Genomic DNA, 23988 nt, shown 5'->3' on the forward strand with positions numbered 1-23988 from the left:
GCTTCGCCTTTCGTTTCAAACGTCCCCCTATTGACAACCCCACCGCGCACTCTGACCATACAGCCATCATGTTCCCACGCCTGATCGCTCTCGCCGTTATCGCCGCCGCGCTTATCGGAGCGCTTTACTACGCCCAACACCGCGCCGAGCCGCTCAAAGTCTCCGGGTTCATCGAAGCCGATGAAATCCGCCTCGGCTCCCGCGTCGGCGGGCGGGTCAAGCGGGTCGACGCCGTGGAAGGTCATCGTGTCAAGCCCGGCGACGTGCTCATCGAACTCGAGCCCTACGACCTGCTTCACAAGCGCGACGCCCTCCGCGCCCAGCGCGCCCAGCTCGCCGCCAATCTCGACAAGCTCGTCGCCGGTCCGCGCAAGCAGGACATCGAAGCCGCCCGCGCCTACGTCCAATCCGCCGAGGCCGAGCGCGATCTGGCGCAGCTCAATTTCGAGCGCATCAAAAAATCGTTCGACGCCAAGGCGGCCTCGCCGGATGAACTCGACAAGGCGACGGAGAACCTGAAAAGCGCCAGCGCCATGGTCGAAGTCCGTCGTCAGCAGTTGGCGCAGCTTGAAGAGGGTACGCGCAAGGAGGACCTCACCGAAGCCCGCGCGGCTCTCGACGCCGCCGACGCCAACCTCGCGGCCATCGATGCGCAGATCTGCGAACTGGAAGTGGCCTCACCGGTGCCGGGCGAGATTGAAGCGGTCGATCTTCAGCCCGGCGACATGGTGACGCCCAACGCGCCCGTGCTGTCGCTCTTGGACCTGTCCCATCTGTGGATCCGGGCGTATTTGCCGGAGAATCTGATGCGATTGGAGCCGGGCGACAAGGTCGATGTGACGGTCGATTCGTTCCCCGGTCGCAAGTTCAAAGCGCATATCAGCTTCGTCGCCCAGCAGGCCGAGTTCACGCCGGGTAACGTGCAGACGCCCGAAGATCGCTCCAAGCAGGTCTTCCGCATCAAGGTCGTGCTCGAGGAGGGCATCGATCTTCTGCGACCCGGCATGAACGCCGACGTATGGTTGCCTCCGCCTCCGACCCCGGAAGTTGATCATTCGCGCGATCGAAACGCCGCCCCCGCTGCGCCTGCCACGCCATGACTGACAAGCAAATCGTCATCGACGTGCGCGGTCTGAGCCGTTCGTTCGGCGAGCATGTCGCTGTCGACCAGGTCAGCTTCCAGGTCAAGCGCGGCGCGATCTTCGGCCTGCTCGGGCCCAACGGCGCCGGCAAGTCGACGATCATCCGCATGCTCTGCGGCGTGCTGAGTCCCTCCGCCGGCAGCGCCACCGTCCTCGACCGCGACGCCACCGACGAAGCCGAGGCCGTCAAACGCCACATCGGCTACATGTCCCAGAAATTCAGTCTCTACCCCGACCTCTCCATTCAGGAAAACATCGACTTTTACGGGCGAATCTACGGACTTTCCCCCGAGCGTCTGCACCAGCGCCGCAAGGACGTATTGGAGCTGACGGGCCTGCAAAGTCAGCCGGTCGAGCAACTGGCGGGCAACCTATCGGGCGGATGGAAGCAGCGGCTCGCGCTGGCGTGTGCGCTGGTGCATGAACCGCAGGTGCTTTTTCTCGATGAGCCGACCGCCGGCATTGACCCGGTGGCGCGGCGACAGCTCTGGGACCTGCTCTTCGAACTGTCCGGGCGCGGCGTGACGATGCTGGTCACGACGCACTACATGGACGAAGCGGAGCGCTGCACGGATGTGGGCTACATCTATCAGTCCAAACTGCTCGTGCTCGGCGAGCCGGACGAGTTGAAACAACTACCGCAGGTGACCCCGCCGGGCACGCGGCGGCTCGAAATCGACCTGCCCCATCCCGTGCAGCATCTTTCGGAGCTGCGCGAGCATGAAGGCATCCGTGATGCGACCTTGTTCGGGCAGACGATTCACGTGCTCGCCGAGGAGCGCGTCGACGAAGCGGAAATCGCCCGCGCGATTGATTTGCCCGATGATCAGATCAACATCCGGGTCGTGACGCCGACGCTCGAGGATGTGTTCGTCACGCTGACGAAGAACGCGGATCGTGGCGAAATGGACGATTCCACAAGGCGGGGGGACTTAAGTCCCCCCGCCTCCAAACCCAAAGAGCATCACAAGAAGGTGAAGCCCCGCGCGCTCAACGGGCTTGGCGCCGTGATGATCAAGGAGTTCTTCCACATCCGCCGCCAGCCCACGACGATCTTTTTCATGCTCGTCGTCCCGCTCCTGCAATTGACGATCTTCGGCTACGCCATCAATACGCAGATCGAGCATATTCCGACGATCGTGTACGACCTGGACGGCCGGCCCGCCGCGCGCGAGATGGCGGACACCTTCGCCAACACGCGCACATTCCGCATCATCGACCGGGTCCACGATCGTGATGATTTCCGGCACGCGCTGACCAGCGGGCGCGCCCAGGTCGGCGTCATCATTCCGCCCGATTACTCCGATCAACTGCTCCACGGCGAGCAGACGCAGGTGCAGGTGCTCATCGACGGGTCCGACTCGCAGGTCGCCACCACCGCCATGACCGCCACGCGCCTGCTCGGCTTCGCCACGTCGTTGCGTCTCGCCAAGGCCAAGGGCGAAGCGGCGCAGTTCAGCCCGGCACGCGATCCGTTCGGCGAACTGGCGATCCCCGTCGATGTGCGCCCGCGGCTCCTGTACAACCCGGCGCTCGAAAGCTCGCACTTTTTCGTGCCCGGCCTTGTCGCGATCATCCTCCAGCTTGTCACGCTCTTTCTGACCAGCTTCGCCATCGTCCGCGAACGCGAGGTCGGCACGCTCGAACAGCTTTTCGTCACGCCCGTCGGACGCGCCGGGCTGATGCTCGGCAAACTCCTGCCCTACTCCATCACCGGCTTCGTCGAATCGCTCATCGTCCTGACCGCGATGGTCTACCTCTTCGGCGTGCCGATCCACGGAAACCTGTTCCTGCTGATGGCGATGGCGGCGCTGTTCATCGTCTGCGCCCTGGGGCTGGGCCTGCTCATTTCGACCTTGGCGCGGACGCAGATGCAGGCGATGCAGTTCTCGTTCATGATCATGCTGCCGAGCGTGCTCCTGTCGGGCTTCATGTTTCCCCGGGCCGAGATGCCGCTGCCGATTTACCTGATCACGTTTGCCATCCCCGTGACGTATTTCATCGAGATTCTGCGGGGCATCGTCCTGCGCGGTGCGGAGGTCATCGATCTTGTCCCGGCGATGACGGGACTGGCGATCTGCATGGTGGTGATTCTGACGCTGTCGATCACGCGGTTCAGGAAGCAGTTGGGTTAGCGGGCGGTGAGGGCCGCGCGGGGCAAGCCCCGCCGCTAAATGTGGCAATCGAGACGTGAATCGTCTACGATTTCGGCCTTCACCATTAGGGAATTGCACGCATCATGAGCGAACAAACGACCAAATCCATGGACGAAATCGTCGCCCTCTGCCGGCGGCGCGGATTCATCTTTCAATCGTCGGAAATCTACGGCGGGATCAACGGTTTCTGGGACTACGGCCCGCTGGGCGCCCAACTGAAGCGCAACCTCAAGGACGCCTGGTACCAGGACATCATCCAAACCGACCACACCGGCCCCGACGGCCACGGCTTTGAAATCGTCCCGGTCGACTGCACCATCATCATGCATCCGAAAGTGTGGGAGGCATCGGGTCATGTTGGTGGTTTCAATGATCCGATGGTGGACTGCAAGACGGAGGGCTGCAAGGGCCGTTTCCGCGCGGATCACATCAAGGAGCTTCAATGCCCGCTCAAGCCGAGTAAATGCCCGGGCGCACATGACAAGTGTCAGCTCACCGAACCGCGCCAGTTCAATCTAATGTTTCAGACGCATACTGGCGCCGTTCAGAATGAGGAATCGCTGACATACCTCCGTCCCGAGACGGCGCAGGGGATTTTCACGCAGTTCTGGAATGTCGTGGACACTTCGCGCGTGAAAGTGCCTTTCGGCATCGGCCAACAGGGCAAGGCGTTTCGCAATGAGGTGACGCCGCGGAATTTTACGTTTCGCAGCCGCGAGTTTGAGCAGATGGAGATTGAGTTCTTCATTCGGCCCGAAACGGCGGTGGAGTGGTATCAGTATTGGCGCGATTCGCGGTACAAGTGGTGGCAGTCGATCGGGCTCACGAGCGACAATCTTCAATTGCGCGAGCATGACAAGGATGAGCTTTCGCACTACGCCAAGGAAGGGGCGGGGGTGTGCGATGTGGAGTATCGGTTTCCGTTCACTTCGCCGGGGTACGGGGAACTGGAAGGCGTGGCGCACCGGAGCGATTTCGATCTGCGGGCGCATGCCAACGCGTGCGGCAAGGGGGACAAGCTCATGTACTTCGATCAGGAGCGCAATGAGCGGTACTTCCCGCATGTGATCGAACCGAGCGCGGGGGCGGATCGCGGGACGCTCGCCCTGATCTGCGAAGCGTTCACACCGACGCCGGAGCGGTCGGGCAGCAAGTTCGTGATGAACTTCCACCCGCGCATGGCGCCGATCAAGGCGGCGATCTTCCCGCTGGTCAACAAGGACGGGATGCCGGAGGTGGCGGACAAGCTGTACCAGTCGCTCAAGAAGAAGTACGTGTGTCAGATCGACGCCAAGCAGTCGATCGGCAAGCGCTACGCCCGCATGGACGAAGCGGGCACGCCCTTCTGCTTCACCATCGACGGCGACTCGCTGACCGATCAGACCGTCACCGTCCGCCACCGCGACACCGCCCATCAGGAGCGTATCGCCATCGACAAGGTCCATGCGTTCCTCGCGGAGAAAATCGGCGGATAAGCGCGGCATTTCACCACGGAAAGCTCAGGGATGGCCATCCCTGAGCTTTTTTCATTGGCGGGTCGGCGATTGCGGAGTATATTGGAAGCGAGAGAACCCTTTGGGAGAGCGATTTCATGAACAAGCGGATATGTGCGGCGGCCCTGATGGGGCTGGGGATGTTGTCGGCGTCGGCGCGGGCGACGGTGATCTATGACGGATCGCTGAACACGGAGCCGGGCGCGCAGGGATGGACTCAGTTTTTTGTCGGCGGAACCCATTCGGCGGCGGGCGGGATCGAAAGCGTCAACACGCTTTCATCGGAGAGTGTGCAGGGCGGATTCAGCCGCTCGAGCACGCCGATCGATTCGACGACTGGCATGACGCTGTCGTTCAATGTGAAGCTGCTGAGCGAGACGCACAATGGTTCGAGCAACCGCGCGGGGTTGAGCGTGATTTTCCTCGACTCAAACAAGAAAGGTATCGAGATCGGGTTCTGGGCCGACGAAGTGTGGTCGCAGGATGACAGCCCGCTGTTCGTGCGCGGCGAGGTCAATCATAGCTTCGACACCACCGCGGCGTACGTGAACTACGCCCTGACGCTGCACAACGGTTCGTATGAGCTTTCGGCCAATGGGGCGTCAATCCTGAGCGGGCTGATGCGGGACTATTCGGCGTTCGCGGGTTTCCCCGATCCGTATGAGACGCCGAATTTCATTTTCCTCGGTGACGACACGACGAGCGCGGCGGCAAGCTGGCAGCTCACGCAGGTATCGCTGTCGGCGATCCCCGAGCCGACGGCGGGATTGATGCTGCTCCTCGGCGTCGGCGCGGCGATGATGCGGCGTCGGTAGGACACGCGACAACATCAACGCAGCAAAAAAGCTCAGGGATGGCGATCCCTGAGCTTTCTTTATGAGATTGAGCGTGCCTTGCGGCGGAGAGAGATCAGTAGTTGCAGCGGCGGGGTCGGCTCATGCCGGCGGTGAGCAGGAGGACGATGCCGGACACGGAGGCGACGGGCGTGGGGATGACGACGGTGGTGGGCACATCGTCGACCGCGCCGACACCGCCGTGCAGCGTGTAGCTGTACGACTGTCCGGGCAGTCCGAGGCCGGCGCCCTGATCGGTGAGCAGCGTGAGGAGGGCATTGTCGAAATCGCCCTCGGCGGAGGCGTCGAGCGCGATGGTGAGATTGAAGGACAGGCCGCGGGCGACGGTCATGCCAGGGGTGAAGTTGATGAGGGAGTATTTGGAGGCGTCGAGTCCGGTGATGGCGGCGGAGAGGATGGTCAGATTGGTCAGGCCTGGGATGTTGTCATAGTTGTTGGGGGAGTTGTTGAAGACGATCAGATCGACGGTGGGCGCGGTGCCGAGGGTGGCGTAACCGAAGTCAAGGACGCCGTTGGGTGCGACGATGCTGGCGAAAAGCGGCTGGGCGGATTTGCCGAAGTTGGCGCTGAGCTGGACAAGGTCAGCGATGCTCACGGAGCCATCGCCGTCGAGATCGCCCTGCTCGCGCGTCTTGCCGGAGAGACCGAAGTTGGAGCTGAGGATGACCAGGTCTGCGATGTTGCTGAGGCGGTCATTGTTGACGTCGCCGGGCATGTAGATCGTCGCGGCGGATGCGGCGCGCGTCGAACCGATCAACATGGCCAGGGCCAGTGTGATCTTCGCGCACACGGACAAAATATGCTTTGCAGACGGTGCAATAGACAACATCATCTCACTCAACCTTTCCGAGGATTTACCTCAGATCAAGAACTTCATCCGATCCACGGTGTCCAACCGCAGATCGCTCTTCCACATGTTGCAGCTAACAAATCTGATGCCAGACCCATGAATCGCGTTCAGCGCGTTAAAATCAGCGATTTCCACGGTGATGGCATGCGTTCGAAACCTTTGCCATGGGCCAATGTGGTACCAATCCAGTACCAGAGCGGCCCCAACCGCCCCGCGCATCGACGCTCGCTATACTCCCTCATGATGCGCGAGAAGCCACATGGGCGACGGCGACAATGGGGAGACTCGTTCGCCGCGCTATTGATGCTGTTCATCATGACGAGTCCGACGGGCGCGGACGACACACCGATCGTGCGCTTTCCGGTGTTCGATGCGCTGCATTCACGACGCGACACGCCGACCGATCGACCGGTCGATCACTACGGCATGCGGCCGATCGCGATCTTCTACCGCAGCGCCCTCTGGCCCGCCGGGTCCGATCCGGATCAGCCGAATCTCCCGCAGGTTCGTCGGCTTGTCAGTCGGCTCAAAGGTTCAACGCTCGTTTGTCTGGACGTGGAGCACTGGCCGCTCACGGGAGATCGCGAAGTGGTCGAACGATCCGTCGACAAGCTCATCGCCATGGCCGACGCGGCGCACGAGGCAGCTCCGACCGTGACGCTCGGTTTCTACGGCGTGCTGCCGCTGCGAAGCTATTGGGGGGCTGTCGCGCCGACGGAATCCAAACAGTATCAGGATTGGGTCGCACAATGCGATGCGGTGCGCCGGCTCGTCGATCATGTCGACGTGCTCTTCCCTTCTCTCTACACGTTCTACGACAAGCCCGATGCATGGGAGACCTACGCTCGGAACACGATCACCGTCGCCCGCCGCTACAACAAGCCGGTCGTCGTCTTCCTCTGGCCGCAGTATCACGAATCGAGCGACCTGAAGAACACCTACCTCGACGCGGCGTTCTGGTCGCGGCAACTGAAGGTTTGTCACGAGGCGGCGGACGGGATCGTGCTGTGGGATCGACCGGGCCCGGGCGCGTGGGATGAAAACGCGCCATGGTGGCTCGTCACACGCCAGTTCCTCGAAGATTTGCGTAAGTGATGCACCGCCCCGCGAGGATCAGCGCGTCAGCTCCGGCACATTGATCGCCTTGGCGTAACCGCCGATGAAGCGATTGAGCGGCATGCCGAAAGACTTCTCAAACGACTGATCCCACGGCGTGCCTTCCTTGATCGTGTTGATGAAATCGACGTAGCCAGTCCGCTTGTAGTTGATCATGAAACGCGTGAAATCCAGCGTCACGGGGTACTGCCAGCCGGCGATATGCTCGGCTTCGAACATGCCGCGGAAGCTGTGCGTGTCGCGCAGCGTCGCCGCGCCAAGCTGCGAGTCCATCTTCGCTTCCGCCTTCGGCACCGGCACCAAATCGTACGCGATCCACTCCGCCAACCCTTCATTGATCCACGACACCACATTCACCGGCGAACGATACCGATGCACGAATCCATGCACTGATTCGTGCACGAGCACGTGCGCGAATTTCAAATCGTCCGGCTGACGATAGAACGCGATGTGCACGAACCCGTTGCCGAAGCTGTGGCACATCCCCGCGGTCCCGATCGAGTTCGTGCCGTGCATCTGGGCCTGGAACTGGTGGTACTTGGCCTCCTCCCTGAACACGAACACCAGCGCCTTGCCGCGCCAGATATTCGAATTCGCCGGCAGATTGAACATGCGCAGCAGCCGGCTGTACATCTTGTCCAGCAGCCCTTCCCAGTTATGCGCCTCGCGCGCATCCAGGTCCGTGTAGAACAGGAAGTACTCGGTTTCGTAGAGCTTGAGGTTCGGGTCGATCTGCGTCGTCGTCTGGTCGGCGAACTCCTTTAGCACCTTGACCGACTCGGCCTGCTCCGCGTCGCCCATCGGACCCCAGAACTTGCTGTCCACATTGCCGACGACCTGCGGTCCAGCCCCGCCCGCGCCCGCTTGCACCATCGCGCCCCCCGCCGCCGCGCCGTCCACCGGCTTATCAGGCGCCGCCGGCTTCTCCGGCTCGGCGGGACCGGCCGGCGCCTGTTTGGCTTTCTCGATGGCGTCACTGAGCGACGGATCGAGCCGCGCCGCCGTGGCGAACGCTTGCTCGCTCCACTTCTGACCTTCCTTGAAGCCCCACAACAGTTGGCCCAGTTCGAACCACGCCTGCCCGCCCGTTGATTTGTCGAACACGCGCGTGTGCAGCAGATACACGTTGCGCGCTTCCAGATCCGTCCATGCCGTCGTGAGCGTCTCGCCCTGCGGCGTCTGAAGCTCGAAGCCGTCTTCGCTGTACGCGATCAACTTCCCACCCAGCTTCGTGCCGTCGGTCTTGTACGTCAGCACCGGCAGCGGCTTGGCCAGTTCAATACGCTCGCCGTGCACAGTGACTCCCGTCAGGCACAGCCACACCAATACACCCGCCGCTCGCATCAATTGCATGTTCATGCTCCGGAATAGCTCGCCGTGAATCCCGCCGTATATCATAGCCGCGCCCCGGCGGCGACCCATTACGGCGTGCGCAGCACCAACAGGCGGATTTCGGTCATATCCTCGATGGCGAAGCGGATGCCCTCCCGGCCGAGGCCCGAGTCCTTGACGCCGCCATAGGGCATGTTGTCGACGCGGTAGCTGGGCACGTCGCCGATGATGACGCCGCCGACTTCGAGCGTGTCCCACGCTTTGTTCGCCCGATACAGGTCGCGCGTGAACACGCCCGCCTGCAGGCCGAATACGCTGCGGTTCACGTTCGCCAGAGCCGCATCAAAGTCGTCGAACTTCGAGAGCAGTGCGACCGGTCCAAACGCCTCCTTGCATGAAACGTCCTCATCCTCCGGCACGTTCTCCAAAAGGGTCGCCTCGAGCATCGCCCCCGCGCGCCCGCCGCCGCATAGCAGTTTCGCCCCGCGCCGCTTCGCCGATTCGATCCAGTTGTGTAGCCGCATCGCCTCCTCTTCGCTGATCATCGGGCCGATGAAGGTCTCTTCCTTCCGGGGGTCGCCCATCTTCAGTTGCTTCGCCGCTGCGACAAACCTGTCGCGCACCGCTTCATAGATCGAAGCATGGATCAGCACGCGCTGCACGCCGATGCACGACTGACCCGACTGGTAGAACGTCCCGACGACGAGCCGGTTCACCGCATCGTCGAGGTCAGTCCATGTCTCATCGACGATCGCCGCGGCGTTGCCGCCCAGTTCGAGCACGACCTTCTTCTTTCCCGCGCGGGCTTTGAGGTCCCACCCCACCGCCGGCGAACCCGTGAAGCTCAACAATTTGAGCCGTTCGTCGATCGTGAACAGGTCCGCCCCGTCGCGCCGGCAGGGAAGGATCGAAAACGCCCCCTTGGGCAAGTCAGTCTCCGCCAGCACTTCGCCGATGATCAGGGCCCCGATCGGCGTCAGACTTGCCGGCTTGAGCACGAACGGACACCCGCACGCAATCGCCGGCGCGACCTTGTGAGCCGCCAGATTCAATGGAAAATTGAAGGGCGAAATGAACGAGCATGGCCCGATCGGCACGCGCTTGAACATGCCGCTGTACTGCTTCGCCCGCGCGCTGATGTCCAGCGGCATCACCTCGCCGCCGATCCGCACCGACTCCTCCGCCGCGATGCGAAACGTATCGATCAGCCGCGTCACTTCGCCGCGCGCATCGCGAATCGGCTTGCCTGCCTCGATGCACAGACTCACCGCCAGATCGTCCGCGAGTCCCTTGAAGCGCTCCACGCAATGCATCAGCACCGCCTGCCGCTCATACGCCTTCATCGTCCGCATCGACTCCGTCGCTCTCGCCGCCGCGCCGATCGCTCGGTCGATCGCCTTCGTATCGGCCATCGCGACACGTGTGGCGATTTCGCCCGAGTATTTGTCCTTGACCACAAGATCGCGGTTCGCCCCGACCGGTTCATTCGCCAGATAGTACGGATAGCTTTCTTTGAGCTTGAACATGCAACACCTCCCTGCATTTTACTACCGCACGGTTGCAAGGACACACCGGATGCGGGATAACACGTTCATGAAGTTGCACTTTCTCGGCGCCAATCGTCAGGTCACCGGCTCGCGCTACGCCATCGAAACCGAAGACGTGCGCGTGCTCATTGACTGCGGCATGTTTCAGGAGCGGGCCTTTCAATCTCGCAACTGGGACGACTGTCCCGTCTGCGCCAAGGGCCTCGACGCCGTGCTCCTCACCCACGCGCATCTCGATCACTGCGGGCTGCTTCCTCGACTGACCCTTGAAGGGTACGACAGCCCCATCTACGCCACCAAGCCCACCGTCGAGCTCGCCGAGATCGTCATGCGCGACGCCGCGAAAATTCAGATGGAGGACGCGGCCTACAAGAAGAAGCGACACCTCAAGGAAAAGCGCAAGAGCGCGCATCCCGAAGTCCCGCTCTACACAACCGAAGACGTCGAGCACACGCTGCCGCTCTTTGAAGGCGTGATGTATAACGAGCCCGCGAAGATCAATGATCATTTGAGCGTGACCTGGCATGATGCCGGACACATCCTCGGGTCCGCCATGCTGGATGTGCTCGTCAAGGAAAACGGCCGGTCGACGCGCATCGTCTTCTCCGGTGACGTCGGTCAGCCGCATCGCCCCTTTCTCGACGACCCGAGCGTGATGGAGGAAGCGGACTACATCATCATGGAGTCCACCTACGGCGACCGCGACCATCCCGACTTCGCCAACATCGAAGATCAGCTTGAAAAGATCATCGCGCAAACGATCGTCACGCAGCGGGGCCACCTGCTGATCCCGACCTTTGCGCTGGAGCGGGCGCAGGATCTGATCTACCACATCGGCAATCTCGTCCGGGCCAATCGCATTCCGAAGGTCATGGTGTTTCTCGACAGCCCGATGGCGGTCGATGTGACGGATGTGTTTCGGCGATATCGCGACTGGTTCGATGAGCCGATGCGAAAGATGATCGAAGGCGGGACGCCCCCGCTCAAGTTCGACGGGCTGACGATGACCAAGACCGCGGAGGAATCCAAGAAACTCAACTCGCTCAAGGAGCCGGCGATCATTCTCGCGTCCAGCGGCATGTGCACCGGCGGGCGCATCAAGCATCACCTGGCCCAGCACATCGGCGACCCCAAGTGCACGATTCTGTTCGTCGGGTACCAATCCGTCGGCACGCTCGGCCGCATCATCCGCGACGGCGCCAAGGAAGTCCGCATTCATGGACGCACCCTGCCGGTGCACGCTCAGATCGCGTCGCTCGAGGGCTTCAGTGCCCACGGCGACCGGGGCGACCTGCTCAATTGGCTCAGTCACTTCAAGAAGCCGCCCAAACAGCTCTTCCTCACGCATGGCGAAGAGCAGGTTTCGCTGCATTTTGCCCAGGAAATCCGGCAGAGGATGAACTGGCCCGTCACAGTGCCGAACTACCGGCAAACGGTCGAGCTGGGCGAATCAGGCACGGTCGAAATCTGATCGGGCGTTCCCCGGAAAGATGTTGTCAGCAACGCATCCGTGCATTAGACTCACCCTTGCTCGTAGGTTCCCGGTCTTGATCAAGTTCGACTTGAAGGAGAAATGCCATGGGTCGATATCAATCTGCCGCGGCGGCGCTGGGAATTGCACTGTGTCTTGCGACCAGCAGCAAAGGTGTGCTTATCAAGAGTTTCGCCGGCGCGTCAGGTCCGGGGCTCGGGTCTTTCATGCTCGTCGATTCCGACATCATCAACGGCTTCGAAGGCAATGACGACCTGGAGGACAACGGCCTGTCCAGCAACTTCTTCCGTTATGACCTGGTCTTCACCAGCAATCAGTTCATCGATATCACCATCAACGCTGCATCAGCGCCCGGCGACGCGTCCGTCAGCGAATATGACCTCATTTTCCCGACGGCTAAGAACCAGACGATGACGACATGGACGGGCCTGCACATGGTGCTCGGATTCATGGACGGCTCCACGTTTCGGCCGGGCGGCGCCAGCGGGCTTGATTTTGACGATCCGGACCCCAATACATTCGTCGACGGCGACTTTTTCATCCCGGTGCGAAACATCGATGATCTGGTGGTCACCGGACCGGACTTGTTCAATGACAATTTTGTCAATCTGCTCTACTCGATTGACGTGCCCGGGTTGAATGACGTTCCCGACTACGCACCGCGGACGACGGATGGATACCAGTTCGTGTTGCGCGTCGAGCCGATCGCGCTTCTGACGCGTGATCCGGGGCCGACGACGCCCGAGCCGACGACGCTCGTGCTGCTTGCGAGCGGACTGATGATGCTGCATCGTCGCCGCTGATCAGCGGTTTTCAAAAAACGGAAAACTCGCCGGCCCGAAGAGGCGCAGCCGAATGTCCGTCATCGGTACAGCGCGGGCACTGCCGTCGGCGAAGGACATATTCGAAAGATTGCCGTCGTCATGGTTGGCTCCGACGCCCCAGTCGGGCGGCCCCTGAGGCGTGTACGGCACGCGGTGCGCCGCATTGAAGCCATCGCCCCACGCATAAATCTGCGGGTCCACGAACCACGGATATGTCGAGGGATGGCGCACAGCGGACCATGGCTGAAGGTCGTTATTCGAATCGGACAGCCCGTCGCGCCACCATGTATTGACCGCGTAGCCAAGCTGCGGATTGGCGTAGTACATCGGATGGTAAGCGTGATGCACCTCGGGGCAGGCCGCCACCGACCGGGCGTTCGTGCCGTAGAACGAAGGCAGCGCGGCACCAAGCGTCCTGATCATTAGCGTCGTCCAATGCGGCTCGCGGATCTGGCGCGTGTAAGGAATCTTGCCGGCGTTAGCATTGACACACATCTGCCAGCCGATCTGCATCTGATGTAAATTGGCGGTGCAGACCAGGGCGCGCGCGTTCGACTGCGCCCGCGCGAGCGAAGGCAGCAGAATCGCCACAAGCGTCACGATGATCGTGACGACGACCAGCAGTTCGATGAGCGTGAAACCATGTCGACGCGTCATGGCTTGATCCGATGCTTGTCATTGGGGGCCGATGACCAGATCACGACGTCGCCGAACCTCGTATATGCGGCGATCGATCGCCCGTCCTCGGTGAATGTCACGCGATCGAAGACATCGCCCGATCGGTCGTCAAGGGTCATGATCTCCGTACCCGACGCCGAATCCCACAACCGCACCTTCTGGTCTGCGGTGACGATACGGGCGCCGGAGGGATCGAAAGCCAGGTCGGAGACCTGATGCAGTACGTCGCCGTGTAGTTGGGCGGTGCGCTTCCATGTGGTCGTCGACAGCACTTCGACGCCGTCGGATCGCACCAGCGCGATCGACGCCCCGGTCGGATCGACGACGGCCAATTGACAGCCCTTGAGATCGACGGCCGAGCGCGTGATGTGCATCGCGCGATCGACATCGACGAGCGACATTTCCGCTGACGACGGATCGCGGCAGACGAGCGTGTGCGAATGGCGAAGAAACGTCATGGGAAATTCACCAGCGACGGCGCCAACTTCCTTCCCGTCCGCAACGCGCCACACCCGTACGCCGCTGTTCGACAGTGCAGCCGCCGCCAACAGCGCACCGTCGTCGGAAAGACAATGCCAGATGAAACCGTGCTCCGAACTCACGAGCATTCGTCGCTCAAGCGTCGCGCGATCAATCACGCACAGTTCGTCATCGAATGTCATGACGGCGAAGCATGATCCGTCGGCGGCTTGCGCGGAGCCCGCGAACTGACCGGAAAGCATGAACGGCGCGCGGCGCACCGTGCCGTCGACGAGGTTCATCAGACAGGGCGATCGATCGGACGAGAATAAGGCGCCGTCGCGGGCGTTAAGTTCCACATTGCGGTTGTCGGCGCCGATCACTTCGCGTCCGATACGACGGCATCCATTGACCGGCAGCGACAGATCCCAGACGTTGACCGCATTGCCGCTGAGCGTCATGACACGGTCGCCGGACACAACGTGCACGCCGCGGAGAAAGTCAGGCACGCCTTCGAGCCGCTCAACAACGGCGCCGTCGGAAACCCGCACGACGACCGCCGCGTTGACATCGAAAGCCGCCACGAGATGCAAGTCGTCCAGCATGAAACTAGCGTCGCACACCCGCCCGAGCCCGGTGGTCATATGGACAGGGCGCGCCGTGTCCGCCAGGTTCCAAAGCAGAAGTTCGCCCTTGCCATTGATCACGGCGATGCGCGATTCATTGGGGTCGATGGCGATCGCCAAGCCGGACTCGATTTCGCCGGCGGAGTTCATCAGTGATCGGCCGGTCGCGACGTCCCAGACCTCGGTGCGGCCGCCGGTGCATGCGACGATCCGACCCGTCGCTCCAATGGCGGTGACATTGATGCGCGAGCCAGGAACACTGAATTTCCCGAGGATTTGTCCCGAATCGGTACGACAGACGATCATCTGATCGCCTCCGAATGCGATGAGAAGGCATCGACCGTCGGCGCTGAATTTCGGCCGGATGACATGGCCGTTGACGGGAAGCGTCCAGACCCGCCGGCCGGTCCGCGTGTCGATGAGATCCACGGACACTTCCGCCTGGTTAACGGCCAGAAACGATCCGTCGGGCGAAAATGCAGCGCGATTCGGAGGATCAATCTCCAGCGACAATTCCGAAAGAACCGCACCGGTACCGAGGTCACGTGTGCGAACCATGCGGTCGTCGGTGAATGTCATCACACGGGCGCCACCGTCCACGATCACCGCGTCCAGCACGGTGTGTTCGTCGCGCACGGCATGGATGCTCTGATCGGACACCGCGTCAAGGCGATACCACTCCCATTGGCGCAGCTCCTGGGGGCAGTCGTCAAGCAGCGCGCGAACCTGATGAGTCTGATGGCGCTCCAACTCGATGTTCGCCAGCGCGATGCGCGTCAGATAATGGGCCCCGCGGGAGGCCTCGGCGCTGTCCTCGGCGCGGCGGCGTGCGGCGGAGACATGGAGATAGGAGACGACGAATGTCGCGACGAGCGTCAAGAGTACGCAGAGCATCAGCGCGAAGCGCACGCGATGTCGGCGGATGCGCTTGGCCAGCAGATAACCGAGCGTCAGCGGGCGCGCCCGCACGATCTCACCGGCGAGATATCGATTGAGGTCGGCGGCGAAGTCGGCCATGGAGGGGTACCGCCGACTCGGTTCGAGCGCCAGTGCCGTGGTGAGGACGGCATCGATATCCGCGTCAATGTCCGGCTGAATGTGACGCGGGCGACGGACTTCGTGTTCGATGATGCTGCGGCGCAGTTCGAAGTCGTTGTCGGAGCGACCATGCGGAAGCTCGCCGCAGACCAGTTGATAAAGAATGACGCCGAGCGTGTACACGTCGGAGCGGAAACCGACCTCTTCGCTGCGTCCCGCGGCCTGCTCAGGAGACATGTAGCGCGTCGTGCCGTGAACCTCGCCATCCATCGAAATGGGCGGGAGCGATTCATTGTCTAGACTTCGCGCCAGACCGAAGTCGATGATGTGCGGTTGCCCGTCGGCGGTAATGAGGATGTTGGAAGGTTTGAGATCACGATGGACAATGCCCTTGTCATGCAGCGCGGCGACGGCATGAGCGATGCGGGCCACGAGGGCGACGCGATGTCGTCGCGACGGCTGACGTTCACGGACGTATTGATCGAGCCGAACGCCATCGATGAGCTCCATGGCGTAGAAGTACACGCCGTTGTGGAGCCCGCTGTGATAGACGCGCGCGATGTTGGGATGCTGAAGACTGGCGGCGAGGGCGACTTCGCGCTCAAAGCGAGCGCGGGCGCGCGTGGAGGTGAAGGCACGATCGCGCATGAGCTTGAGGGCGACCTGGCGACGGGTCGAAATCTGCACCGCCCGCCAGACCGTGCCCATCCCGCCTTCGCCCAGCAGGCGCAGCACCTCATAGCCATCGACGCTGACATGAGCGGTGTCGGCGACGGAGCCGGCGAAGAGTTCGGAGACGCCGCCGGAGGAAATCGGCGGCAGCGTGCTTTCGGATGAGTCAGGCATGGGCGTGATCCGACCTGCGGATGATACCACGACGAGGCGGGACGGTTAAACGGATCGATTCATCATGGCAAGCAGCGATTGGATGTGCCGGCGCCAGGCGTCATCGATCCACGGCTGCCGACGGAGCCAGACGAGTCCCTCGGCGAGTTGGTCGTCGTCGAGCAGACTGATGCGATCGCCGCAGCGCACAATGGCCGCGGCGATCGCAAGATAATACACACCCGTCGCCACCTCTTTGGGCAGAAAGTCGCTGTGCTCGATGCGATTGGCTTTGGCGAAATTCTTGAGTAATTGAAGATATGCGAGATTCGGGTCCGATTCGGTGAGCAGCGTACTGATGGTGCGCGTGTCGTCGGAACTGGACAAGTCGGAGCCTAGGTCGGGGTGAAGCGAACTGATGCACGTCGCCAGCAGATGCGCGAAAATGTCCGCAAGATCGGCATCCGACCAGACACGATCGATGTCCTCGATCGACTCCAGCAGATCGGCGAGCCGTTTTCGGTCGACAGGGTCCATCGACACCTCATCCAGCCAGTGCAACGTCACATGCATACCCCGTCGGCCCGCCGATCATGCGCGCCGCCCATCGAGAACCGCCCGCAGCCAGTCCAATTCCGTCTCGACGTCCGCTCCGGGGGCGAATTCCGCGATGGTCTGGCGCAGATGACGGTCGAACGTGCGCTTGGCTGTCGCAAGGGCGTTGAACGCCTGGGTCGGGGAGGCGAAAGCGAATTTTCGGATTAGGTCGGCGTACGAAGCGGGCTCGGCCCCGTGGAGCATCGGACCGACCACCCGGGCGTCGAAGACGCCCCAGATATGGCTGCGGCCGGAGGCATGACAGTCCTGCTCCATGCGGGCGAGCGTCGTGTCCAGCACTTGCCGCACCCACGTCAGATCGAACTCATCGATCCTTTCGTCCTGAGCAGCCGGCTCGACCGCTTCCCATTCGCACTGCTTCAGATGCCCGCCCCGTTTGAGCCGCCCCGCTGCCCGAAATACGTTCGCCGCGTAGTTGTCGAACGCATGAAGCAGAAAAGTTCGGAATCGCCCTCGACTTGCGTTATACCGAGCCAGCAGGTCGCCCTTGAGCATTTTGTCCAGCACAAAGCCATGCACCATATCCTCCGCCTGCTCGCGCGAGATCCTCTTCACCGAACAGACATAGGCCAGCAGCGCCGGCCGATATCGCTTGAGCAACTGGTCAAGCCCTGCTCGCCGCGCTTCGGGCTCGGCGTCACGAGCGTGGGATATCTCCGACGCGTGCGTCGACGGAAGCATCGGATCAATCGGACCTTGTGGCGACATTGAACGGACTCCCATCCCATGGCCAGCTTACCCGACCACAAATTTTCAAACAATGGCGCAAGGTCGCTTTGCGAACGGGTATGAAAGGTGCCAGCGTTCCGGGGGCCGCCCTGGCTCCACGACCGCGCCACGGCGGCTATCGCTGGCCTGATGAGCTTGACGGCAAGACGACTTGCACACGATGACATGCTGATTTGACGGCTATTTCGCCTGCTCGCCTACATCAGACTTGCGTCGGCGGATCGGCGTCACCCACCAGACTTTTCACTGCGGTGACCCAGCGCGTCAGATCGATGGGGCTCGGGAGCAATCGCACATTACGCCCGGCGATCGCCTTGTCCGGGAGCGACAAATTGGCGTTCGCCGACAGGATGACCATCGGCAGATGATGGACGCCATGCTGGCTTTCCGCTGCCTGAAGTTTGTCGGCGACGACGTCGCGCTCGGCTGAGCTTGTCAAATGAGCGACGACAAGATTGGGTTTCTGATCGTCGGTGATCGGATCGCCGATCCGGTCGCAAACGATGCGATACGCGTCCGTGTCCGGCTCGGCGGAAACACAGATGGGCCGGATCGGAACGCCAATGCGATCCCTGATCTTCTGACTCAGATCGACCCATCCCCCGCCGCCGGCGCCGCTCTGACTGAGCATGGCGAACTTCACGTCGGCGGTCTGATCGGGAATCGTGCGACAAATCTCATCGAGTACATCGTGCTTGAGTTTGAGCGCACGCACGAACGGGTCGATTGGATACAGCGCCTGATTCCCGCTTGAGCCGAGCAGCATCGCGTGACTGAGCCGGTTGGCCAGGGCGAGTGTGGCGACTTCCGTGACCATGCGCGGGGCGAGCGAACGGATATTACCGATGCCCAGATGATGCAGCGCGATCGGGTCGATGAGCGGCTTGGGGAAACGCCATTGCCGAAGCGTCTTGTCCATCAGGTCCGCATGATTCACCAGCAGCATGCGGCTCTCGACCTGCTCCAGCGGCAACTCAAGCTCCTCGCATGCATCGAGCACCTGCGTGTATAGATCGGGCATGCGCTCGATGAGGATCATGCGGCCGACGTCGTGCAGTAGTCCCATCGTGAACGCTGCGTCGATCTCGTTTTCGCCTTCGCCGCGCTGACGGGTGAGGGCGGCGGCGATAAGACCGGTCGAAATCGAGTGCTCCCAGAACTGTTCGGTGCTCAGGCGCGGATGGCTCGTGATGGCGAATCGCTCGATGACGGCGATATTCATGACAAGCTGACGGATCTGCGTGAGCCCGATGCGCATGACCGCCTTTTGCACGCTCTCCACCGGCTCGCCATGCGTATAGACCACGGAGTTGGCCATCTTGAGCACTTGCAGCGCGATCGCCTGATCCTGCTTGATCATGTTGGAGATGCGTTCGATCGACACGCCCGCCGACTGCGTCGCCTTCAGGAGCTGCGCGACGGTCGGCGACATCGCCTTCAGCTCACCGCACGATTCAAGATGCTCGTTGATCGCCGTGCGCGTGATGATCGGCTTGATCGATTTGAGCGCCTCGAGTGCATTGGTGTTGTCGATCGTGGCGACTTCGCCGATGGGTAATCCCTGTTCTTGAACTGAGCCGGTCGACGTGGCCGGCGTTGCGGGCGTCGAAGTCGGTTGCTGTCCCGACTCGGATTCGATAGCGCGACGGATGCGATCGGTCAGGTCCGCGAGCGAGAAGCTGCTTTTGAGCATGTAACCGGAGATGCCCATCACGGCGGCCTGGCGGATCAGATCGCGCTCGGCCACAGAGCTGAGAATGATCACCGGCAACTTGGCAGATACTTCATGGCGTCGCAACTCCGAAAGCACGCCCAGCCCGTCCAGACCGGGCATATGAAGATCCAACAGGATCAGGTCCGGATCGAACGACTTGACCTGACGCAGCGCCGCTTCGCCATCCGGCGCCATCTCGACGTCAAAGCCAGCCGATCGCAACGCCTCAGCGATCGGCTCTCGATAGACGGCCATGTCGTCGGCAATCAGTACGCGGCTCATGTCGACCTCAATGCCCTGATGACACGGCTTTGACCCGCACCCCGTGCCTCCTCCAGCGCGCCACCGGCACGCCGGACAATCTGCTCCTCCGTCTCCGGCGCCGCCGGATCGTACATCGCGACGCCCATGCTGATCGTGACGAGGCCGTGCTCGAAGTGATGCTTCTGCTCGATTTCGAGCTTGCTGATGTGCTTGCAAAGCCGGGTCGCGACAGGCGTGTGATCGACTTGGCGATTGTGCTCGCAAAGCACTGCAAGCTCCCGTTCCCCATATCGCCCGATCACATCGTGCTCGCGAAGATCACTTCTGATCGCTCTGGCGACTTTCTCAATGACTTCGTCGCCGGCAACGCCGCAGGATTGATCGCAGTCCTGTGCGATCTGGTCGACATCCGCGAGCATCAGTGCGTAGACAACGTGCTCCCGCAGTGCGCGATGGTGCAACCGGGCGTGATGCTCCTTGAAGGCCGTGCGATCCAGGATTCCCGACGCAGCAAGCGTTTCATCGCCATGAACCATGCCGGCGGCGCGCCGGTGATATCGCGCCAGAGCGGCAAAGAGTCGGCGGCGAAGCGACCCGTCGGCGAAGGCGGAGTGCTTTTGTATGAATTCGATACCCTCGGCACGCACATCACCCCGCGTCACGGCTTGCCGACCGCTAGTCGACAACCCGACCACCGGCGTAGCGAGAAGATGCTCCTTCGCACGATCAAGGATGTCCAGCCCGCACCCATCAGGCAGGTTCTGATCGATGATCACGCAATCGAAGCGATCGACCGCAAGTCGCGCACACGCGTCAGCCACGCTGCACGCGAAGGACAAGTCGATGCTCTCTCGCCCCGGCGCGTTCAATCCGCTCAGAATCAATTCGCGATGGTCTTCATCATCCTCGACCGCCAGCAAGCGCATCCCGCGGCTCGAAAGCATCGCTGGTCCCCGCGCATCGGCGCCGAACGGATCGCCACCCGTCACTTGCGTCGTCGGGTTGCCTGCGAACTTCGCATCGGCATCATTGGTTTTCCCCTGCTGTTCGTTCACGCGGCATGCCCTTTTCTCCGGCGCGCGCTGTCGACCGCCGCCAGTTTCAATTCGACGTAAGCCGTGACGCCGGACTCGCCGTCCGATTCAAGCCAGACGCGTCCGTTGAACCCTTCGATAAACCGCTTGACGATCGCCAGGCCCAGTCCCGTGCCCGGCGTCTTCGCGCTGCCGCGGCGAAACGGCAGGAACACCCGGTTGATCTGCGAAGGCGGGATGCCCGAGCCGTTGTCTCGGATCGTGCATCGCGCCAAACCGTTGGCCGATTCAATACGGATGTTCACCCACGGCGACGGACGATCGGCTGAGTACTTGACCGCGTTGCCAACTAGATTCGCCATCACGCGCACAAGCGCTTTGGCATTCGCGCGCACCCATACCGACTCCTGATCGATATCGAGAGACACGGATGAGCCTCCTCGATCGCCCTGCACAAGATCCATCGCCTGACGCACCGCAAGAACAAGGTCCACTTTGTCAAGCTCGATTTGCTCGCGCCCCGCCTTCGCGTAGGTCATCAGGTCTTCGAGCATGTCGACCATGCGCCCGGCGTTGTTCTGAATCCGCTCAATCCACTTTTGAACCTTCGGGTCCGTGTCGGCGGCAAGATGGCTGGTGAGCATCTGTGCGGCGCCGGACACGCTGGCCAACGGCGTCTGAAGGTCATGCGTCATGGCGTACGCCAGATAGAGAATCTCCTGATTGCGATGCTCAAGCTGATCGATCGCCGACTTCGTGCGCAGCGCCGCACGGACGCGCGCCCGGACGACCGGAAACGAGAACGGCTTGGAAATGAAGTCCGTCGCGCCCACATCGAGCCCGCGAACGATCTGCGCATCGTCCGTCAGCGCCGTGATCATGATGATCGGGATGCACGCCGTGGCGCCATCGGCCTTCAACCGGCGACAGCACTCGAACCCATCGAGGTTCGGCATCATCACATCCAGAAGAATCACATCCGGCGGCTCGGCCAGGACGCGCCCGATCGCTTCATCCCCGTCGCTGGCTTCATCGAGGTGGTGCCCTTCGTCGGCCAACGCATCCGTCAGCACCTCGCGGTTCGACGCCGTGTCGTCTACAATCAGTACGCGCGACATCAGGCGGCCTCCTTCCGTGTCTCAACAAGCGCGCGAAGTCGGCAGGCGAATGCGCGGGTATCAATCGGCTTTGTGAAATAGGCATCACAACCGACCCGCATCGCCAACTCGCGATCGTCAGGCATCGCATGCGCCGACACCACCCAGATTGGAATCGACCGCGTCTGAGGATTGCTCTTGAGCACACGCGCCGCTTCGATCCCGTTCATGCCGGGAAGCGCGATATCCATCATCACGAGAATTGGCTGAATATCCGCAATCCGCGCCAGCGCCTGTTCGGCCGTGCCGAACTGCTCCAGTTCCACATCCACGCGGTCAAAGTCGATAATGTCGCAAATGACGAGCCGATTCTCCGGATTGTCTTCGATCAGCATCATCTTTCGGCTCATGCGGCACACTCCTTCCGTTCAACAAGCTGTCGCAGCTTCGCAAGCAGTGGTTCCTTCCTGATCGGCTTAGCAAGACATTCCGCGGCACCCCGGCTCAACATCGGATCCGTGCTCTCCAGAGATGTGATCAACAGAACCGGGATATTCCGCGTGACGGGATCCTGCTTCAGTTCACGCAGGACTTTCCATCCGTCCACGTCCGGCATCATGACATCAAGCGTGACCACCGTCGGCGCCATCGTTCGCGCCAGCCGCAAGCCGTCCTCTCCACAGAACGCCGGCAGGAATCCGTACCCGCCGTCGACCAGAAAATGTCGCATCATCCGCTGACTGACAGGGCTGTCGTCGATGCAGAGCACAGTCGGCAACTCGATCGTATCGGGGCCGGTGCATGGCATCGCTGCATTCGGCGTTGTCGCTACGGGAACGTCCACATCGGTGGGCGGCGTCAAGGGAATCGTGAGCTTGAAGCATGATCCTTTCTCCACTTCGCTGCGTACCGACAGTTGTCCGTGCAGCAGTTCGGCGAAGCTGTGGCAGATCGCAAGGCCCAGCCCCGTACCGCCCTTCTCGCGCGTCGTCGAAGCATCCAGTTGGCTGAACTTATCGAAGATCGTGTGCAGCCGGCCGCTGGCGATCCCGACACCGGTGTCTTGGACGGTGAAACATACGGCCTCCCCGTCCGTCAGAACACGAAGCGTAATCGTGCCTTTGGCAGTGAATTTGAAGGCATTGCCGATCAGATTGATCAATATCTGCTTGAGCATTCTCCGATCGCTGGTCAGCTCGATCGCCTGCGGAGGGACCGCACGCACGAATTTGACGTGCTGATTGTCTTTGCCGAGGGCTTCGACCATGTCGGACACTTCGCCAATCAGTGAGGCAATCGTGAACCTGGAAATCACTGTCTTCATTTCCCCCGCTTCGATCTTGGCGATATCAAGGATGTCGTTGATAAGCGTCAGCAGGTGATGCCCCGAAGCGAGAATCTTTTTGATCCGGTCAATCTGATGTTCTGTCAGCGGATGCGTATCAATGCGGCCCAGAAGCCCGTCGGAGAAGCCAATGATCGCATTGAGCGGCGTGCGGAGTTCGTGGCTCATGCACGCCAGGAACTCCGTCTTGGCATGATTCGCCGCCTCGGCTTCGATGCGGGCCGCCTCCATCCCTTGTTCGATGCGACGGCGTTCGCTGATCTCGGTCTGCAGTTGCTGATTGAAATGCTCCAGTTCGGCCGCACGCCGCTCAAGCAACTCATCCGCCCTGCGAATCGTGTCCGCGGAATGCTGGCGTTCAATGGCGTGCCGAACGCAACGCGCGATCGTCTCCGATTGCACATGTTCTCTGGCGAGAATGTCATGGCCACCCGCCTCAATGACCTGGCTGACGGACAAGTCGTTGTGGTCGGTGATGACGACCACGGGGATGTCGCCGGCGATGTGTTGAAAGCGGCGAAGCGTATCGAGTCCACTCGATTCTGCGAGTCCCAGGTCAAGAAGCACGGCATCAATACGGGCGCTGCGGAGATGCGCCGCGGCATTCGACAATGAGACCGCATGGGTCAGGTCATAGTGGTCCGAAGCCGCATCGAGTGCATCGCGTATGAGGTCGGCGTCACACTCGCAGTCGTCCACCAGGAGCAGATGAATCGCCTTCGACAACATGTCCCTTCCCGCTTCCATTTCCGGCA

At 61.6% G+C, this 23988-nt stretch carries 19 protein-coding genes; 7 read left to right on the top strand and 12 right to left on the bottom strand.

What is annotated here, in order from left to right:
- Positions 1 to 68 precede the first annotated feature (68 nt).
- From GC162_01805 to GC162_01820, 4 genes are all read left to right on the top strand, one after another.
- Complete coding sequence (locus GC162_01805; protein ID MBI1367368.1) at positions 69 to 1100, top strand: HlyD family efflux transporter periplasmic adaptor subunit; 1032 nt, start codon at positions 69 to 71, stop codon at positions 1098 to 1100.
- Positions 1097 to 3277: an ATP-binding cassette domain-containing protein gene (locus GC162_01810; GenBank protein MBI1367369.1), complete on the top strand. Its 2181-nt coding sequence runs from the start codon at positions 1097 to 1099 to the stop codon at positions 3275 to 3277. Before GC162_01805 ends, GC162_01810 begins: the two co-directional genes overlap by 4 nt.
- Positions 3278 to 3381: 104 nt before the next feature.
- On the top strand, positions 3382 to 4773 hold the full coding sequence (locus tag GC162_01815; GenBank protein ID MBI1367370.1) for a glycine--tRNA ligase: 1392 nt from the start codon (positions 3382 to 3384) through the stop codon (positions 4771 to 4773).
- 116 nt (positions 4774 to 4889) lie between these two features.
- Positions 4890 to 5606 carry a PEP-CTERM sorting domain-containing protein gene (locus GC162_01820; protein MBI1367371.1) on the top strand — a complete coding sequence of 239 codons (717 nt, stop codon included), beginning with the start codon at positions 4890 to 4892 and terminating at the stop codon, positions 5604 to 5606.
- A gap of 94 nt (positions 5607 to 5700) precedes the next feature.
- Here the strand turns inward: GC162_01820 and GC162_01825 are convergent, their stop codons facing one another.
- Positions 5701 to 6435: a hypothetical protein gene (locus GC162_01825; GenBank protein MBI1367372.1), complete on the bottom strand. Its 735-nt coding sequence runs from the start codon at positions 6433 to 6435 to the stop codon at positions 5701 to 5703.
- A gap of 300 nt (positions 6436 to 6735) precedes the next feature.
- Between GC162_01825 and GC162_01830 the strand changes: the two genes are divergently transcribed.
- Positions 6736 to 7590 carry a hypothetical protein gene (locus GC162_01830; GenBank protein ID MBI1367373.1) on the top strand — a complete coding sequence of 285 codons (855 nt, stop codon included), beginning with the start codon at positions 6736 to 6738 and terminating at the stop codon, positions 7588 to 7590.
- A gap of 18 nt (positions 7591 to 7608) precedes the next feature.
- Here GC162_01830 and GC162_01835 read toward each other — a convergent pair whose 3' ends face one another.
- Both GC162_01835 and GC162_01840 read right to left on the bottom strand, forming a co-directional pair.
- A complete protein-coding gene (locus tag GC162_01835; protein MBI1367374.1) occupies positions 7609 to 8964 on the bottom strand; it encodes a hypothetical protein in 1356 nt (451 codons plus the stop codon).
- Positions 8965 to 9032: 68 nt separating this feature from the next.
- Positions 9033 to 10469 carry an aldehyde dehydrogenase family protein gene (locus GC162_01840; protein MBI1367375.1) on the bottom strand — a complete coding sequence of 479 codons (1437 nt, stop codon included), beginning with the start codon at positions 10467 to 10469 and terminating at the stop codon, positions 9033 to 9035.
- Positions 10470 to 10536: 67 nt separating this feature from the next.
- Between GC162_01840 and GC162_01845 the strand changes: the two genes are divergently transcribed.
- A complete protein-coding gene (locus GC162_01845; GenBank protein ID MBI1367376.1) occupies positions 10537 to 11961 on the top strand; it encodes an MBL fold metallo-hydrolase in 1425 nt (474 codons plus the stop codon).
- Positions 11962 to 12068: 107 nt separating this feature from the next.
- Positions 12069 to 12785, top strand: coding sequence for a PEP-CTERM sorting domain-containing protein (locus tag GC162_01850; GenBank protein MBI1367377.1), 717 nt, complete (start codon positions 12069 to 12071; stop codon positions 12783 to 12785).
- On the opposite strand, the gene GC162_01855 is transcribed toward GC162_01850, so the two are convergent.
- The 9 genes from GC162_01855 to GC162_01895 form a co-directional block, all read right to left on the bottom strand.
- Positions 12786 to 13463, bottom strand: a complete 678-nt coding sequence (locus tag GC162_01855; protein MBI1367378.1) for a prepilin-type N-terminal cleavage/methylation domain-containing protein — start codon at positions 13461 to 13463, stop codon at positions 12786 to 12788.
- The gene (locus tag GC162_01860) at positions 13460 to 16453 is read right to left on the bottom strand and encodes a protein kinase (protein ID MBI1367379.1); all 2994 of its coding nucleotides are present in this window, start codon (positions 16451 to 16453) and stop codon (positions 13460 to 13462) included. The genes GC162_01855 and GC162_01860 overlap by 4 nt, the downstream gene beginning before the upstream one ends.
- A gap of 45 nt (positions 16454 to 16498) precedes the next feature.
- Positions 16499 to 16969: a hypothetical protein gene (locus GC162_01865; GenBank protein ID MBI1367380.1), complete on the bottom strand. Its 471-nt coding sequence runs from the start codon at positions 16967 to 16969 to the stop codon at positions 16499 to 16501.
- Positions 16970 to 17023: 54 nt separating this feature from the next.
- Positions 17024 to 17758, bottom strand: coding sequence for a hypothetical protein (locus GC162_01870; GenBank protein ID MBI1367381.1), 735 nt, complete (start codon positions 17756 to 17758; stop codon positions 17024 to 17026).
- A 223-nt stretch (positions 17759 to 17981) separates the two neighbouring features.
- Complete coding sequence (locus GC162_01875) at positions 17982 to 19775, bottom strand: HDOD domain-containing protein (GenBank protein MBI1367382.1); 1794 nt, start codon at positions 19773 to 19775, stop codon at positions 17982 to 17984.
- Positions 19772 to 20812 carry a diguanylate cyclase gene (locus GC162_01880; GenBank protein MBI1367383.1) on the bottom strand — a complete coding sequence of 347 codons (1041 nt, stop codon included), beginning with the start codon at positions 20810 to 20812 and terminating at the stop codon, positions 19772 to 19774. The genes GC162_01875 and GC162_01880 overlap by 4 nt, the downstream gene beginning before the upstream one ends.
- Positions 20809 to 21909: a response regulator gene (locus GC162_01885; GenBank protein ID MBI1367384.1), complete on the bottom strand. Its 1101-nt coding sequence runs from the start codon at positions 21907 to 21909 to the stop codon at positions 20809 to 20811. Before GC162_01885 ends, GC162_01880 begins: the two co-directional genes overlap by 4 nt.
- Entirely contained in the window at positions 21909 to 22298 is a 390-nt protein-coding gene (locus GC162_01890) for a response regulator (protein ID MBI1367385.1), read from the bottom strand. The genes GC162_01885 and GC162_01890 overlap by 1 nt, the downstream gene beginning before the upstream one ends.
- Positions 22295 to 23980, bottom strand: a complete 1686-nt coding sequence (locus GC162_01895; GenBank protein ID MBI1367386.1) for a response regulator — start codon at positions 23978 to 23980, stop codon at positions 22295 to 22297. Before GC162_01895 ends, GC162_01890 begins: the two co-directional genes overlap by 4 nt.
- Between the last annotated feature and the right edge of the window lie 8 nt (positions 23981 to 23988).

The sequence above is a fragment of the Planctomycetota bacterium genome (assembly GCA_016125255.1).
In the GTDB taxonomy this organism is placed as follows: Bacteria; Planctomycetota; Phycisphaerae; order Phycisphaerales; family Zrk34; genus RI-421.